This window comes from Myxococcus virescens, assembly GCF_900101905.1.
GTDB lineage: Bacteria > Myxococcota > Myxococcia > Myxococcales > Myxococcaceae > Myxococcus > Myxococcus virescens.
Genome location: NZ_FNAJ01000028.1, coordinates 34,385 through 50,816 on the forward strand (window position 1 = coordinate 34,385; position 16,432 = coordinate 50,816).

Genomic DNA, 16,432 nt, shown 5'->3' on the forward strand with positions numbered 1-16,432 from the left:
CTTAGCCGCGCTTCCTCCGGCGGAGGCCGAGCAGGCCCAGGAGCGCCAGCCAGGACGCGGCGGGCGCCGTGCTGCAGCCGCCACCGGCGAAGGCCCGGGTGAGCTCCACCGTCCACGAGTACGCCGCGGGGGTGCTGTCCACGTTGCCCGCGCGGTCCGTGGCCCGCACGCGCAGGGTGTGCTGACCCTCGCCCACGTCATAGCTGTCCCGGCAGGGCTCGAAGGGGCCCCCGTTCAAGCTGCACTCGTAGGTGACGTCCTCCTCGGAGGCGCCGTACTCGAAGGGCGCCGTCCGGTTTCCGCCGCGCGAGGGCGGCGTGCGCGAGATGCGCGTGTCGGGCTCCTGGGTGTCGATGATGAACTCGCTGGGCGCGGAGGGCTCGCTGGTGCGGCCCTCGCTGTCGGTGGCGGTGGCCGTCACCGTGTGCGGGCCATCCTCCAGCGGCTGGGCCGGCGTGCAGGTCCACGCGCCCACGTCGTTGGTGGTGGTGGTGCAGAGCACCGTGTCGCCCTCGTACACCGTCACCACCGTGCCCGGCGCCGACGTGCCGCTCAGGGGCGGCGTCGACGTGTTGAGCACCGCGCCGTCGGCGGGCCCGGTGATGACCGGCGGCTCCGTCGTGGTCAGGGTGATGGTGAAGGTGACGGGCGTGGAGGTGGGGCCGGGGCTGCCGCCCGGAGGCGTGGCGGTGGCCGTCACCGTGTGCGGGCCTTCGGCCATGGGCGTGGTGGGCGTGCAGCTCCAGTTGCCCGCCGCATCGGCCGTGGTGGTGCAGAGGGCGGTTCCGCCCTCGTACACCGTCACCTCGTCACCCGGGGTCGCCGTGCCGCTCAGCACGGGCGTCTGCGTGTCCAGCACCGCGTCCGGCGTGGGGCCGGTGATGACCGGAGGCGCCGGCGGCGAGTAGTCGACGATGAAGTCCACCGTCGTGGACGTCTGCGGCGCGCCCGGGAAGGTGGAGGTGATGACGGCGGTGTGCGGTCCTTCCTCCAGGTCCGTCGGCAGCGTGCAGCTCCAGTTCCCCTCCGCGTCGGCGATGACGGTGCACACCGGCGCGGGGTTGCCGTCCAGGTACACGTCCACGGTGGCGCCCGGCGTGGCGGTGCCCTCCAGTTCCTCGCCGGCGGTGCCGCCCGGCGTCGGGGACGTGACGACAGGGGCCGTCTGGCAGATGGACAGCGCGTCCACGCGGTACGTCACCGCCGTGTCGGAGTTGTTGGCCAGGTCGCAGTCGGTGTCGACCAGCGCGATGCGCACGTCACCCGTGGCCGCCGTGAAGTCGCGGGACAGGGGGAAGCCCAGGGGCATGGCCTCGGCGCGCGTGGCCGCGCCCGGACCCCCGTGGGGCGTGTAGCCCAGCGAGAAGCCCTGCACCTGCGTGCCCGCGTTGGCGCTGACGCCGATGACGCCGGGGTACCAATGGGTGCCACCCGAGTAGCTCACCGCGCCGGACACGTACCGGATGCGGTAGCGGCCCGGCACGCCCAGCCCGGCCTGGATGGCCGCGTCGGGCAGCACGGGGGCGTCGATGTCCGACACCTGCGTGCAGTGCGTGTTGCCCTGGCGGGTGATGAACACGCTCACGTCCGCCGTCTGGCACGCGGCGCCGCTCTCCACGGTGCACGTGGCCGAGCAGCCGTCCCCGTTGGCGGTGTTGCCGTCATCGCAGGCCTCGCTGTCCGCCTTGATGCCGTCGCCACACGTCACGGCGCACACCGACGGGATGCCGGTGCAGCCGAACCCGTCCTCGATGGCGCAGGTGGCCGAGCAGCCGTCGCCCGCCGTGGTGTCGCCGTCGTCGCAGAGCTCACCCTCGTCGAGGATGCCGTTGCCGCAGACGTTGGGGCTGATGCAGGTGTTGGTGGTGGGGTTGCAGACGCCGCTCTCGCAGACGCCGGACGCATTGCAGGGCTGGCCGTCCTCCAGGAGGCAGCGCGAGGAGCAGCCGTCGCCGTTGTTGAGGTTGCCGTCGTCACACACCTCGGCGCCCGCGCGGGTGCCGTCGCCACAGGTGGTGGCGCAGGTGCTGGGCGCGCCGCTGCACGCATAGCCCGGCTCCACGCGGCAGCTGCCGCTGCAGCCGTCGCCCGCCGTGGTGTTGCTGTCGTCGCACTGCTCGCCGCTGTCCACCGTGCCGTTGCCGCAGGTGAAGAAGCACTGGTTGCCAGCGCCAGGGCAGCTCCAGCCCGGCTCCACCGCGCAGGTGGCGTTGCAGCCGTCGCCCACGGTGGTGTTGCCGTCATCACACGCCTCGGCGCCCGCGCGGATGCCGTCGCCACAGGTGGTGGCGCAGGTGCTGGGCGCGCCGCTGCACGCATAGCCCGGCTCCACGCGGCAGCCGGAGGAGCAGCCGTCGCCGCTGGTGGTGTTGGCGTCGTCGCACGTCTCGTTCGAGTCCAGCGCGCCGTTGCCGCAGCTCTGCACGCACACGGACGGGCCGGTGGCGGGCGCGCTGCACGCGTAACCCTCCTCCACGCGGCACTCGGTGCTGCAGCCGTCCTGCGAGCTCAGGTTGCCGTCATCGCACTGTTCGCCCGGGTCCACGTTTCCGTTGCCGCAGGTGAGCACGCAGGCCTGGCCCGGGGCGGGGCAGGCGTAGCCCAGCTCCAGGGTGCAGGCGTTGGAGCAGCCATCACCCAGGGTGGTGTTGCCGTCGTCGCACAGCTCACCCGCGTCCATCCGGCCGTTGCCGCACAGGGGGGCGCAGGTGGACGTAGTGCCCTGGCACTCGTAGCCGCGCTCGATGCGGCACGCCGAGGAGCAACCGTCCGAGTCGTACTCATTGCCGTCATCGCACTGCTCGCCCTGGTCGATGGCGCCGTTGCCGCACGTCATCACGCAAGCCTGGCCCGGGGTGGGGCAGGCGTAGCGGGACTCCACGCGGCAGCTCGCGTTGCAGCCGTCGCCCGCCGTGGTGTTGCCGTCGTCGCACTGCTCGCCCGGGTTCAGCGTGCCGTTGCCACACGTCTGGGCGCAGGTGCTGGGCTGGCCGGTGCAGCCGTAGCCCGCCTCGATGCCGCAGGTGGCGGAGCAGCCGTCACCGTCGGTGGCGTTGCCGTCGTCGCACTCCTCGCGCAGGGACACGGCGCCGTCGCCGCAGCGGTCGTCGTACGCGTCCACGAACAGGTAGCGGAATGCGTTGGGCTCGGTGGCTGCGTTCTCGTTGCACAGCTCGATGCGGTTGCGGCCCTCGACCCACGGCGCGTTGGTGCCGAACTCGCGGAAGATGTTCTTCTCCCAGGGCATGCCCGCTGGCTCGTTGACGACGGTGGGCGTGAAGTCCTGCCCGTTCACCCGTGCGCTGGCGAACTCGTTGTCGTTGAAGGTGGCCAGCCGCAGGCGGAACTGCGAGACGTTGGTCGTCGAGGGCACCATGAAGTCCTGGTACACGCAGACGGGGGCGCCCAGCGGCGCCGCCATGAAGCGGGCCGTCTGGATTTCCTGGGGCCAGTCGATGGCGGTCCGCGGACCGGTGGCCGCGCCCGTGGTGGTGCCGCTGTAGAACCAGTGCGGATCCGGGCCGACCTCCAGCCGGCGGTTGTTCTCGTCCACGCCGGTGTTGAAGACCGTCACGCCCGCGCGCACGCAGCGGCTGGGGCTGCCGGCGCAGGCGAAGCCAGGCTCCACCTCGCACAGGCGGTTGCAGCCGTCGCCCTCGAAGCGGTTGCCGTCGTCGCAGACTTCCTGCGCGTAGGACGGGTGGGCGCGGTTGTCGAACACGCCGTCGCCGCACAGGGACAGGTCACAGTCCGCCGTGCAGTCGGAGCCGGGGACGTTGCTGTCACAGGCCTCGCCGGAGTCGACGACGTTGTTGCCGCACAGGCTCGCCAGCGAGCAGGGGCGCCCGGGCACGTGGCACAGGTAGCCTGCTTCGATGGTGCCAGAGGCGGAACAGCCGTCGCCGCTGGTGGTGTTGCCGTCGTCACATTCCTCGCCGGGCTCGAGCTGGCCGTCTCCGAAGAGGGAGGCGGTCCGGCTCACGAGCACGGGCTCGGTGGGGGGCACGGCTGTCCGGGCACCGCCCGAATCACAGCCGGTCAGGGATGAGAGCAGCGCGAGACAGAGCGCCGCCGTCTTGAAGAGGACACGCGTTTTCATGGGGATGTCTGCCTCGGTTCTCAGTGGGTGTCGGGAGAGGGCTCGCCCTGCTGCGTCTGCACGCCCTCTGCGTCGCCGACGATCTTGAACTCCACGCGGCGGTTCTTCGCGCGGCCCTGGGTGGTGTTGTTGTCTGCGATGGGCTGGGTGGTACCGAAGCCCTTGGCATCCATGCGCTCCCGGGCCACGCCCTTGCTCACCAGGTAGCGAACGACAGCGTCGGCGCGGCGCTGGGACAGGTCCAGGTTGTAGTCAGGATTGCCGCGGTTGTCGGTGTGGCCCTCGACACGCACCTTCTCCACTTCCGGGTGGGCGATGAGGATGTTGGCCACCGTGTCGAGCAGCTTGTTGCTGCGCGCGATGATGACGTCCTTGTTGTTCTCGAAGTAGACGGCCTCGAGCAGCTGGATGCGATTCTCGCCAATCTGCGCGAGCTGCTTCTCCTTGCAGCCGTGGTTCTTCGCCGGGCCAGGCTCGGTGGGGCAGTTGTCGAGCCGGTCGACGATGCCGTCACCGTCGGTATCCTTGTCCGGGCAGCCGCGGTTCTCCTTGATGCCGGCCTCGTTGGGGCAGCGGTCGGCGGTGTCGAGCACACCGTCGTTGTCGTTGTCCGGGTCGGGGCAGCCGTCCTCGTCCTGGAAGCCGTCCTTGTCCTCGGCCTGGTCCGGGCACTGGTCCTTGGCGTCGGAGATGCCGTCCCCGTCCGTGTCCGGGTCATCCGGGCAGCCGTCCTGGTCCTCGAAGCCGTTGAGGTTCTCCGCCTCCTTCGGGCAGCGGTCCGCCAGGTTGGGCAGGCCGTCGCCGTCGTCGTCCCCGTCCGGGCAGCCATACAGCTCCGACAGGCCCTCGTCGGTGGGGCAGCGGTCGGCGGCGTTCTTGATGCCGTCCCCGTCCAGGTCGAAGTCTGGACAGCGGGCGGGGTCATGCGGCTGACCCTCCACACATGCGTTGGGCGTGGCGGCGGGGGTGCCGAAGGTGAGCCCGGCGAGCACCCGGAACGACGGCGTGCCCGGCGTGCTGCCGAAGCCAGGGCCACCCATGGCGTAGACTTCCGTGCCCGCGGGCATGGGAACGCGCACGCCCAGCAGCACTTCCATCGACTCCGGCGCATCCGCGACGGGCAGGGTGCCGCGCACCACCAGCTCCTGGCGGAAGCCGAGCAGGCCGGCGGACAGGTTGACGCCGCCGTTCAGCTCCGTGCCCAGCTCGTCGAGGTGCGGCTGCGTGTTGGGGGACAGCGCATACGTCTTGGTCCGCACCAGCGCGCCCAGGTCGGCGCCCACGCGCCACGTGCCACCCAGTTGCTTGCCCAGGCCGAGCCGAGGCGAGAAGACGAAGCCCTGGTCCCGGGTGAGCGTCTCCGTGCTGCCAATGGGCAGGGCCGCGCCGAGGTGCAGGCCCAAATCCATCAGCCCGCCGCGCTGCTCGGAGAGGATTCCCGCGCGCGCCTGGACCCACGGCGTGCCAAGCGCGCTCGTGGACGGCGTGGCGACGCCCAGCGCCGCGGTGTCCGGTCCCCACTGGGACACAATGGGCACCTGCGCGCCGAGCTCCAACCAGTCGGTGATGGCATAGGCACCACTGAGGTGCACCGTCACGCGGTTGGAGACGATGACACCTTGCTGCTCTCCACCGGAGACGAGCACCAAGGGCTCCTTCTCATAGTGTCCGGTGAAGCCGAGGCGGTACTCGCCGCGGGACATGAGGTCGCCGGTGGACAGCACCAGGCTGTCGCGTGCACCGGGATTGAGTTGCAGCCGCTCCAGCTCGATGCCGGGGATGCGCTGCGCCTGGGCTTGAGCCGTGACCGCCCAGAGGACGGCCAGACCTCCAAGCCACGGGTGATACGGATGTGAAGACAAGAGTTCCTCCCCCTCAACGTGGCGCCGGAAAAGCGCACGCGGGTGTGTCCGCCATGCTTGAGACGCGGGGTGTTCTGCACGCAACGCGCCACGTTTGCCATGGGGGGGGAACCTCAGAGGTGTGTGAGAGGGACCTGGGGAGTGGGTTGGGTTTGGACGGGGGCCGTTGACGTGTCAGCGCCGTGTCGCACCGCCGCCTGACGCGTCAATGACGTGTCAGGCGAGGTCCCGGCACCGGATGTCGAAGGTGGGGTGGGGGGCGACCCGTACTGTGTGATGCGCTGCGTCAGGTTGGGCCAGAAACATTGCGGCGTTCCCAGGTTGTTGTCGCCATCGGGATTCAACCAAGATTCAAGGTCCTTGGGGACGCTGACGCTCAGCGCATCACCGCTCCTGTGGGAGCAGTTCCTCGTGGGGGCACTCGACGGGGAGGCGGGGTTGCGCCCGGAGTTGCGCTCCATCCTCCCCCGCTGGCAGCGCTCACGGTCGCTGGGCGCCCCGAGCACCGGACAGCCGGACGAAGGGCCCAGTGTGGGCAGCCTGGCGCTGGTCGAGCGCCGGGCCCGGCTGGAGCCGGTGTGGCACGAGCTGGGCGGCATGCTGGAGATGTTGTCGGCGGCGCCCCTTCCTTCGGGGCGGGTGGCGCTGCTCGCGGACCGCGAGGGCGTCATCCTGGCGACGCGGAGCTCGGGCGGGGACTTCACCCACCACGCGGATTACGTGCGCCTGGTGGAGGGGGCCTGCTGGGATGAGACGTCACGCGGGACGAATGCCATTGGCACTGCCCTGGCGGAGTCCTCCGCCGTCGCGGTGGTGGGGCCGGCGCACTACGCGCAGCGGCACCATGGGCTCGTCTGCTACGCGGCGCCGGTCCATGACCCCTTTGGAGAGCTGGTGGCCGTGCTGGACGTCACGGGGCCGGCTGGCGCGGCGGATCCGCTGGTGCTGGTGGCGGTGGCCAGTGTGGCCCATGCCGCCGAGGCGCGGCTGCGCGAGGTCGCCTGGGCCCGGGTGGCCGCGGCGGCGCGGGGAGGATTGGAGTCGCGCCTGTCGCGTGAGGAGGGCCCGGTGCTCGTCGTCGAGCCGATGGGGCGGGTGAGTCGCTTCAATGCGGCCGCGCGCGCGTTGCTCGGTGGGCAGGGGCCAATGGAGGTGGAGGCGGCGCTCGGTGTGTCGTGGCGGGTGCTGACGGACGCCGCGTTGCGAGGCGTGGCGCTGGAGACGCGTCTTGCTTCACAGGGGCCGGCGTGGCGCATCCATGCGGAGGCGGTGGGGACGGGGGATGGGCGCTCGGCGCTCGCGGTGCTGGTGCGGCTGGAGTCTTCGGGTGTCCGGTCCCTGGGCATGACCCCTGGGCGCGCGGATTCACGTCCTGTGGTGGCGGAGCCTTCCTCTGAGGGCCGTGCGCCTCGCACGCTGTCCCGGGACCTGTGGGGGGCGGATACGGTGGTGCCACCTGGACCGTGGGCGGCGCTCAAGGGGAACGACCCGCAGCACCGCGCCACGTTGCGAGAAGCGGAGCGGTTCGCGCCCACGAGCTTGCCGGTGCTCCTGCTGTCGGAGACGGGCACGGGCAAGGAGCTCCTCGCTCGTGCACTGCACGCGGCCAGCGCGGTCGCCACGGGGCCCTTCGTGGCGGTGAACTGTGGCGCGCTGTCGCCCGCGTTGCTGGAGAGTGAGCTGTTCGGCCACGCGCCTGGCGCCTTCACCGGCGCGCGTGTCGGCGGCGCGGAGGGAAAGCTGGCGGCGGCGGACGGCGGGACGCTCTTCCTCGACGAACTGGCGGAGATGCCGCCCGCGCTCCAGGTGTTGCTGCTTCGGGTGCTGGAGGACGGTGCCTATTCGCGCGTGGGAGAGTCCCGCGTGCGACGCTCGCGCTTCCGCCTGGTGGGCGCCACCTGCAGGGATTTGGACGCGGCCGTGCGCAACGGCACGTTCCGCTCCGACCTCTACTTCCGCCTCCAGGGCGCGGTGCTGCGGCTGCCACCGCTGCGCGAGCGCAACGACCTGCCGGAGCTGGCCCATGCACTCCTCCGGCGGTTGTCGGAAGAAGAAGGCTTGGCCACGCCGAGCATCTCCGCCGCCGCGCTCACCCGGCTCGCAGCCCACCCCTGGCCCGGCAACGTGCGCGAGCTGAAGACAGTGCTGCGGTTGGCGCTGGTGCGCGCGGGAGGCGCCCCCGTGTTGGACGTGGACGCCCTGCCGTCAGGGCTGGGAAGCCCGCTTTCGCCCGGGGCCCAGGGAGAACCACGGCCCGCCGCGCCGCCTGCTTCCATTCCGCCGAGTCAACCGAGCGCGGGTGCCGCCGCCGCCGGCCCGCTGCGCGAGCTGGAGGCCCGCGCCATCCAGGAGGCCCTGGCGCTCAGTGGCGGCAACGTGGCGCAGGCCGCCCGGCGTCTGGGCATTGCACGAAGCACGCTCTACCGGATGGCGGAGCGCTTCGGCATCACGCTGCCCTCGCGCGCCTGAACGTTCACTGGAGGACGGTGTCCATCGCGCGACGCACCTGTCGCGCTCCGCGCCATGCGTGTCCGGACAGGTGTCGCAGAGCGGGACACGACGCGCCGCAACGTCGACGGATGCGAGCACTGGCACGCGCGCTGCTCTGGGGTGGCCCGTTCACCAAACCAGCCCAGGAGAGCGCAGTGATCTACGCCGCCCCCAATCAGCCCGGCTCCAAGGTGCAGTTCAAGCCCCGCTACCAGAACTTCATTGGCGGGCGCTGGGTCGAACCCACGCGTGGTCAGTACTTCGAGAACATCAGCCCCGTGACGGGCAAGCCCTTCTGTGAAGTGGCCCGCTCCACGGCCGAGGACATCGAGAAGGCGCTGGATGCGGCCCACGCGGCCCGGCTCTCCTGGGGCCGCACCTCGCCGACCGCCCGAGCGAACATCCTCAACAAGATCGCCGATCGGATGGAGCAGAACCTGGAGATGCTCGCGGTCGCCGAGACGTGGGACAACGGCAAGCCCGTGCGTGAGACGCTGGCCGCGGACATCCCGCTGGCCATCGACCACTTCCGATATTTCGCCGGGTGTATCCGCGCGCAGGAAGGCGGGGTGAGCGAGCTGGACCACGACACCGTCGCCTACCACTTCCACGAGCCGCTGGGCGTCGTGGGGCAGATCATCCCCTGGAACTTCCCGCTCCTGATGGCGGCCTGGAAGCTGGCCCCGGCGCTGGCGGCGGGCAACTGCGTGGTCCTCAAGCCCGCGGAGCAGACGCCCTCCAGCATCCTCCTGTGGACCGAGCTCATCCAGGACCTGCTGCCCGAAGGTGTGCTCAACGTCGTCAACGGCTTCGGCGTCGAGGCGGGCAAGCCGCTGGCCAGCAGCCCGCGCATCGCGAAGGTGGCCTTCACCGGCGAGACGAGCACGGGCCGGCTCATCATGCAGTACGCCAGTGAGAACCTCATCCCCGTCACGCTGGAGCTGGGCGGCAAGAGCCCCAACATCTTCTTCGAGGATGTGATGGCGCGGGACGACGACTTCTTCGACAAGTCGTTGGAAGGCTTCGCCATGTTCGCGCTCAACCAGGGCGAGGTCTGCACCTGCCCGTCGCGCTCCCTCATCAGCGAGCGCATCTACAGCCAGTTCATGGAGAAGGCGCTCGAACGTGTCCGCAAGGTGAAGCCGGGCAACCCGCTGGACACCGACACCATGGTCGGCGCCCAGGCGTCCAACGACCAGTTGGAGAAGATCCTCAGCTACATCGACATCGGCAAGAAGGAGGGCGCCAAGGTCCTCACGGGCGGCGAGCGCCTGGCGCTGTCCGGCGACCTGAAGGACGGCTACTACGTGGCGCCCACCGTCTTCCAGGGCCACAACCGCATGCGCGTCTTCCAGGAGGAGATTTTCGGCCCCGTGGTGAGCGTGGCGACCTTCAAGGACTTCGACGACGCCATCCGCCAGGCCAACGACACGCTGTATGGCCTGGGCGCCGGCGTGTGGACGCGTGACGGGAACACCGCCTACCGCGCGGGGCGCGCCATCGAGGCGGGCCGCGTGTGGACCAACTGCTACCACATCTACCCCGCGCACGCGGCGTTCGGCGGCTACAAGCAGTCCGGCATCGGGCGGGAGAACCACCGGAAGATGCTGGACCACTACCAGCAGACGAAGAACCTGCTGGTCAGCTACAGCCCCAAGGCCATGGGCTTCTTCTGATGGGTAGCGCCGGTGCCGGCCCCGGCACGGGCGGACAGGACGGCGCCACGGCGGTGGCCCGGGTGGACGTGACGCCCGAGGCCGCCGCCGTCATCCGCCAGCTCCGCGCCACGCACGGGCCCTTGATGTTCCATCAGTCGGGAGGCTGCTGCGACGGCAGCGCGCCCATGTGCTACCCCGTGGGGGACTTCCGCGTGGGCCAGCGCGACGTCTTCCTGGGCGAGGTGGAGGGCTGCCCCGTCTACATTGGCGGCGCGCAGTTCGAGTACTGGCAGCACACGCACCTCACCCTGGACGTGGTGAAGGGGCGGGGCGCCGGCTTCAGCCTGGAGTCCCCGCTGGGCGTGCGCTTCCTCACCCGCAGCCGCGTCTTCACGGACGAGGAATACGAACGGATGAAGAACGCGCCGCCGCCTCGGCGTGGACCTCCGGAGTAGCCGTTCCGGCGGTGGCCTGCGCGTCGCCTGGGAGAAGCGCTTCATCGTCCGAACGGGCTCCGGCGTCAGCCCGTGGGGCGGGACGGCGGGCTTCTCCTTGGGCTCCAACCCCATGCCCCGTGCGGGGCAGGGGCCCAGACCGCGCGTCGCAGCGCGGTCTGGGCGCCTCGCGCGAGCGCTGCTCAGGCGCGCGCGGAGCCGTCCCTCTCCACGCGGTGGTAGTTGGCCACGGTGAAGGACGCGGTGACGGTGAAGGGCTCGGGCAACACGTCCGCGCGCCGCCGCAGCTCCTCCGTGGATGCATGGAACGCGCTGGGCCCCATGGCCGCGATGTGGAACGCGTCGTCGCGCGTCAGCCGCAACGTCAGCTCCAGCGCTTCCCGGACGCCGGGCTCGAACGTGTTCCGCAGCCGCGCGTGGAGCCGCTCCTCCTTGCGCGCGTCGACGCTCAGCAGCCCCATGGGTTGGATGAGCTGTGTCAGGTGCTGGGCCGTGGGTGTCACGATGAGCAGTGCGCCTCGGCGATTCAGGACGCGGTGGAGCTCTGGGATGTTGCGAGGAGCGAAGACGCTGAGCGCCAGTGCAACGCTGTGATTTCGGATGGGCAACGTCCGCTCGCCGTCCGCGATGAGGGCACCTGCCCGGGCGTGGGCCCTGGCGGCCCGGCGGGCAGCGAAGCGGGAGATGTCGATGGCGAGCCCCGTCAGCGCCGGGCACCGGTCGAGTACACGGGCCAGGTAGTGCCCGGTACCCGCTCCCACATCGAGCACGCAGCCCTCGGTCACATCAGCGCCGGTGAGCCGCGCGGCATGCTCCGCCAATCGCGCGGCCAACGGTTCGTAGTGGCCTCGCGCGAGGAATGCCTCTCGCGCGGCGACCATCGACTGGGTGTCGGCATTGCCCGGGGCGCGGTGGCCCGGCAGGAGGTTGACATAGCCCTGCCTGGCGACGTCGAAGGCATGGCGGGCCACACAGCGCAGCGCCGTTGCTTCCTGGCGAAGCGGTGACTGACAGATGGGACAGCAGAGCAGTGGAAGAAGGGGCGGCGGAAAGCGGGGCGAGGCGGGCGCTGACATGCGGAAAGGGCTCCAGAGGCTCGTGGCGGCGCATGGCCGGGAACGAGTCGCGGGAGGCCCTCAGGCGCGGGGTGTCAGGACCCTGGCGTGAGCGCCCGGCAGCCCGCACGCGCGTGGAAGCCGCACACGCATGACGGAGGTTCGTCACGCACGGGGCGCACGCCAGGCGAGGCCGTGGCTCAGGAACAGGAGCGCGGCACATCGCGCCCGGGCCTTCCGCGACGCGGAAAGCGGGCACGAAGGCAGCAAAGAGACCGGGGAGGCCCTGTCAGGGCACACCTCGCCTGGAACGGACGCAGTGCTGCGGCGTCCGAACAGCGCGGAGCAGTCCGCTTGCTGCCGCGCTCAGCCGCGCAGGCGGCGCAGGGACACGGGGGCCAGGTGCCGACAGGAATCCATGACGAGGAGCCTATGCCGCTTCGTCGAACACTTCCAGCGCGTCACGCACGCCAGGCAGCGCGGTGAGCAGCTCGAATTCGTCGGACTGGAGCATGGAGACGCGGCGGCCGGAGAGGCGCTCCATGAGGAGCTCGATGCGGTGTTCACCCTTCCCAGTCGCGTGGCGGAAGATCCGCGCGCGGAAGCCCTCCGCGTGACACGCGAGGATGTCCTTCTGGAGGCTGCGCAGCCGTCGGACGACCTTCAGCGCCGCTCGCCCCTCGGGGGTGTCGAACGTGTGGAAGTGCCGGTTCCGCGACAGCGGCTTGCTGGGGTCATGGAGCCTCTCCACGAGGCGCCGAACGAATGGGTCCATCGACGAAGGAGGATAACATCCGGTACCCTGCGCCTCAGCGATGCACCGTCTTTTTCGAATCAGACCGTGGACCCTGGCGCTCCTTCCGCTGCTTGCTTGCAAAGAGCCGGAAGTTGCCGCCGCGGAGAACCAGGCCAAGCGGGCCCAGGCAGCATTGACTGAAGCCCGCGGCCACCTGTCCAGCGGACAGGCCAACGCCGCGCTTGCCGCATTGAGCAGGGCCGCCACCGCGGCGCCTGACAACCCGGAGCCGCACCTGCTCATGGCGCAGGCCCACCGCATGGCGGGGAACGAGGGCGCCGCCATCCTGGCCTTGAAGCAGGCCGCCTCCATGTCGCCGGGCTCGGACCCCACCATCCAGCGCCAGCTGGCCGACATCTACCTCCAGCAGGGCCTCACCAAGGACGCGCTCGCGGCGCTCATCACCATGCGGGACGCGGGAAATCTGCCGGACGCGGACGTGCTGCGGCTGGCCCGTATCCAGGCGCGTGAGGGCATGATTGATGCCGCCTTCAAGACGCTGGAGAACATCCTGCGGGAGAACCCGGACGACGCGGAGGCCAAGTCCGTCGAGGCCGAGGTGCTCTGGCTCAAGGGCGACGAGCTCCTGGCCGCCAACCTCATGGACCGGCTCCTCAACCAGGACCCGGCGCTGGCCTCCGCGCGGCTGCTGCGCGCGCGCTACTTCCTGGTCAGCGGCTTCCCGGACCTGGCCGAGTCCGACCTGAACGCCGTGAAGGGAGCTGACGCGGAGCGGCCGGAGGTGGTGACGCTGCGCGCACGGGTGCTGCTGGCCCTGGGCCGGGCCGCGGACGCGGAGGAGGCCCTGCGCAAGCTGGTGGAGGCGCAGCCGCAGAACGCCGACGCGCTGGCGTGGCTGGCGGAGTCGGTGCGGGTGCAGGGGCGCCGCGCGGATGCGCAATCCCTGGTGGACCAGGCGCTCCAGCTCAACCCCCGGCTGGCCCGGGCGCAGTACGTGCGCGGGCGCTCGCTGGAGGAGCAAGGGGACCGCCGCGGCGCGGAGGAGGCCTACCGCTTCGCGCTGTCCGCGGAGCCCCGCTTTGCGCCCGTTCACGCCCGGATGTGGCGCATCCACTTGAATGCGGACCGCATCACGGACGCGGAGACGTCGCTGGAGCTGCTGCTCAGCATGAGCGAGGCCACCATCGAGGAGAAGGCCCAGCTCGCCGCCCTCTACGCGCGGATGCAGACGAAGGTGACGCAGGGCCTCAAGCTCATCGACGAGGCCCTGAAGCGGGAGCCGGAGAACCCGGACTACCTCCGCACCCAGAAGGCGCTGAACGCGCTGCTGCCGAAGCCCAAGAAGAAGTCCTCGGGCCCGATCATCATCCGCGGCCGCCGCTGACCACCGCCAGCGGCGCGGCCTCCGGCCCGGGAAGGCCCGGGGCATCCGCCACCACGCGCTCCAGGGCCTTGAGGCCCTTGCGCTGGCCCACTGCCACCACCGTGAGGTTTTCCCGGTTGAAGTAGCGCCGGGCCACCTCGCGCACGCGCGCGGCGGACTGCGAGTCCACCAGGTCGGCGCGGTGGCCAAACGACTCCGGCGTGCGGAACAGCTCCGTGCCGCCGAACCAGCCGGCCAGCTCGCCCGGCGAGTCCTGGGAGAACTCCAGCAGCATGCGGTGCCGGCGCTTGGCGCGCGCCAGCTCCTCTTCGCCCACCTCGTTCTCACAGAGCGTGGACAGCACGCGGAAGGCCTCGGTGATGACCGTCGCGGCCTTCTCCGGAGCGCTGGCGGCCTCAATCTCGAGCAGCCCCGCGTCGTGGTACGCGTCCAGCGACGCGCTCACGGAGTACGCCAGGCCGCGCTTCTCCACGATTTCGAACGGCAGCCGCGACGACAGGCCGTCATCCAGCACGCGGCGGATGATCTGCAGCGCGGGGTAGTCCTCGTGCTGCTCGGGGACGCCGCGGAAGTTGAGGCGGAACTCCGTCTGCGACTCGTCATGGCTGACGAAGTGCAGGCGCGGGCCGGCCGGGGTGGGGGGCGGTGGCGCCTCGACGCTGGACGGGCCGCGCGGGAGCCGGGCGAAGGCCCGCTCGGTCATCTCCACGACTTCCGAGCGCTTCACCCGGCCGGCGGCGGTGACGACGATGTTCCCCGCGACGTAGTGCTGGGCGAAGTGCTCCAGAATCTGCGGGTGCGTCATGTTCGTGACGGACTCGCGCGTGCCGGCGATCTTCAGGGCCAGCGGGTGCCCGGGGAAGAGCAGGTGCTTGGACAGGTTGTCCAGGTCGATGTCCCGGCCCTTCTCGTCCACCTCGTCGAGCATCTCCTCGAGGATGATCTGCCGCTCCACCTCCATGTCGGTGAGGCGGGGACGGGTGAGCATGTCGCCGATGATGTCCAGGCCCACGCGCAGGTGCGCGGGGTGGATGGGCGTGTAGTAGTACCCGTGGTCCCGGGTGGTGACGCCGTTGAGGTTGCCGCCGACCTCTTCCACCGCCGCGTTCATCTTCACGGTGTCCGGCCAGCCCTCGCTGCCGCGGAAGAAGAGGTGCTCCAGGTAGTGGCTGACGCCATTGCTGACGAGCGTCTCGTGGCGGCTGCCCGTCCGCACATAGACGGCGAGCAGGGCGGTGTGGAGGTGGGGCGTCTCGATAGTGACGACGCGCAGCCCGGAGGGCAGCACGTCCCGGTACGTAGTGAAGCTCATGCGCGAGGAAGCCTTAACACGAAGGCCGTCCCCTGGCCGGGAATACTCTGGCAGGAGAGCGAGCCACCGTGCACCTGGAGGATTTGCTGACTGACGGCCAGGCCCAGGCCCGTGCCCCCCTCCTTGGTGGTGAAGAAGGGCTCGAAGAGGTGCTGTCGGATATCCTCCGTCATGCCCTGTCCGGTATCGCGCACCGTGACTTCCACGGCGTCCTCCGCCGGACGGGTGATGATGGTGAGGCGGCCGCCGGACGGCATGGCCTCGCGGCTGTTTCGCAGCAGGTTGAGGAAGACCTGCCGCAGCTGGCCCTCGTCGGCGAGCACGTGCGGGGTATCCAGGGCGAAGTCGCGCACCACTTCCACGCCGGCGCGCTCCAACTCCTCGCGGGTGAAGTCGAGCACGGTGTCCAGCACGGCGGTGACGTCGCGCGGGTCCAGGTCGGGCCGGGGAGGGCGGGCCATGCGCAGGTACTGCTCGGTGACATCCGCCAGGCGGTCCACCTCCTGGGTGACGGCGGAGATGAGGTCCTTCACCTCGGCCGCGTCCTCGGGGGTCGCGAAGCGGGCGGTTTCGAACCCGTCCTGGAGCAACTCCACGTTGAGGCCAATGGAGGACAGGGGGTTGCGCACCTCGTGGACGATTTGCGCGGAGATGCGGCCCACGGCGGCCAGCTGCTCCGCGCGCATGAGGGCCTCGGCCTGGGCCTTGAGCTGGGCCTCGCGCGCCTGGAGCGAGCGGGCCATCTGGTCGAACTCCCGGGCCAGGACGGCCACCTCGTCGTCGCCGCGCACGCCGAGCTGGGCGTTGTAGTCACCGCGGCCGATGCGTGACACGCCCCGGATGAGGTTGCGCATGGGGCGCAGCGTGCGGGCGGACCAGGCGGTGGCGCCCACGCCCACGGCGATGGCGGCCACGGAGAAGCCGATGATGAAGAGGCCGGTGGTGCGCTCGCGCTCCTCGGCGCCGTCCACGCGCTCGCGGATGCGGTTGGACAGGGCGGCGCGCAGCACGCGAATCTCGCGGCCGATGGAGTTCTCTTCCTGCCGCAGCTCGGCGGTGGCGATGGCGACCTGTTCGCGGTCCGGATTCTCCGTGGACAGGACGGCGAAGACGGCTTCCGCGGCGCGGCCGTAGTCGCGGTAGCGGGCCTGGAGCTCGCCGAAGCGGTCCTCCAGGCCCCGGATGAAGGGCACCTCGCTGTCGGGGGCGGAGGCCAGCACCTCATGCGCCTTGGCCTGGGCGGCGGCGAGCCGCTGGGTCATCAGGGGCGAGTTGTAGGTCCGGGCCAGCCGGATGAAGGCGCGGCGGATTTCGACGTTGCCCTCTTGAATCAGGCGCTCGGTGTCCTTCTCCTGGGTGG

The 16,432-nt window shown here is 70.7% G+C and carries 10 protein-coding genes; 4 read left to right on the top strand and 6 right to left on the bottom strand.

Annotation, left to right across the window (positions count from 1 at the left end):
* Position 1: 1 nt before the first annotated feature.
* Positions 2 to 4,099 (bottom strand): DUF4215 domain-containing protein, encoded by a 4,098-nt coding sequence (locus tag BLU09_RS36670; protein WP_090495793.1) that lies wholly within the window; start codon positions 4,097 to 4,099, stop codon positions 2 to 4.
* Between the two features lie 20 nt (positions 4,100 to 4,119).
* The gene (locus BLU09_RS36675; protein WP_373284073.1) at positions 4,120 to 5,961 is read right to left on the bottom strand and encodes an OmpA family protein; all 1,842 of its coding nucleotides are present in this window, start codon (positions 5,959 to 5,961) and stop codon (positions 4,120 to 4,122) included.
* Positions 5,962 to 6,321: 360 nt separating this feature from the next.
* Between BLU09_RS36675 and BLU09_RS36680 the strand changes: the two genes are divergently transcribed.
* From BLU09_RS36680 to BLU09_RS36690, 3 genes are all read left to right on the top strand, one after another.
* Positions 6,322 to 8,430, top strand: coding sequence for a sigma-54-dependent Fis family transcriptional regulator (locus BLU09_RS36680; RefSeq protein ID WP_090495795.1), 2,109 nt, complete (start codon positions 6,322 to 6,324; stop codon positions 8,428 to 8,430).
* 176 nt (positions 8,431 to 8,606) lie between these two features.
* Positions 8,607 to 10,127, top strand: a complete 1,521-nt coding sequence (gene adh / locus BLU09_RS36685; protein WP_090495796.1) for an aldehyde dehydrogenase — start codon at positions 8,607 to 8,609, stop codon at positions 10,125 to 10,127.
* Complete coding sequence (locus BLU09_RS36690; protein ID WP_090495797.1) at positions 10,127 to 10,564, top strand: DUF779 domain-containing protein; 438 nt, start codon at positions 10,127 to 10,129, stop codon at positions 10,562 to 10,564. Before adh ends, BLU09_RS36690 begins: the two co-directional genes overlap by 1 nt.
* Before the next feature lie 182 nt (positions 10,565 to 10,746).
* Here BLU09_RS36690 and BLU09_RS36695 read toward each other — a convergent pair whose 3' ends face one another.
* Together BLU09_RS36695 and BLU09_RS36700 are read right to left on the bottom strand one after the other, a co-directional pair.
* A complete protein-coding gene (locus tag BLU09_RS36695) occupies positions 10,747 to 11,640 on the bottom strand; it encodes a putative RNA methyltransferase (RefSeq protein ID WP_244172364.1) in 894 nt (297 codons plus the stop codon).
* Between the two features lie 409 nt (positions 11,641 to 12,049).
* On the bottom strand, positions 12,050 to 12,394 hold the full coding sequence (locus BLU09_RS36700; protein ID WP_090495799.1) for a hypothetical protein: 345 nt from the start codon (positions 12,392 to 12,394) through the stop codon (positions 12,050 to 12,052).
* 40 nt (positions 12,395 to 12,434) lie between these two features.
* Here BLU09_RS36700 and BLU09_RS36705 point away from each other — a divergent pair, with 40 nt between their 5' ends.
* Positions 12,435 to 13,760, top strand: coding sequence for a tetratricopeptide repeat protein (locus BLU09_RS36705; protein ID WP_090495800.1), 1,326 nt, complete (start codon positions 12,435 to 12,437; stop codon positions 13,758 to 13,760).
* Here the strand turns inward: BLU09_RS36705 and BLU09_RS36710 are convergent.
* Both BLU09_RS36710 and BLU09_RS36715 read right to left on the bottom strand, forming a co-directional pair.
* Positions 13,741 to 15,072: a M16 family metallopeptidase gene (locus tag BLU09_RS36710; RefSeq protein WP_090495801.1), complete on the bottom strand. Its 1,332-nt coding sequence runs from the start codon at positions 15,070 to 15,072 to the stop codon at positions 13,741 to 13,743. The genes BLU09_RS36705 and BLU09_RS36710 overlap by 20 nt on opposite strands.
* Positions 15,069 to 16,432, bottom strand: a 1,364-nt coding sequence (locus BLU09_RS36715; protein ID WP_090495802.1) for a sensor histidine kinase, incomplete at its 5' end; no start/stop codon positions are given. The genes BLU09_RS36710 and BLU09_RS36715, both read right to left, overlap by 4 nt.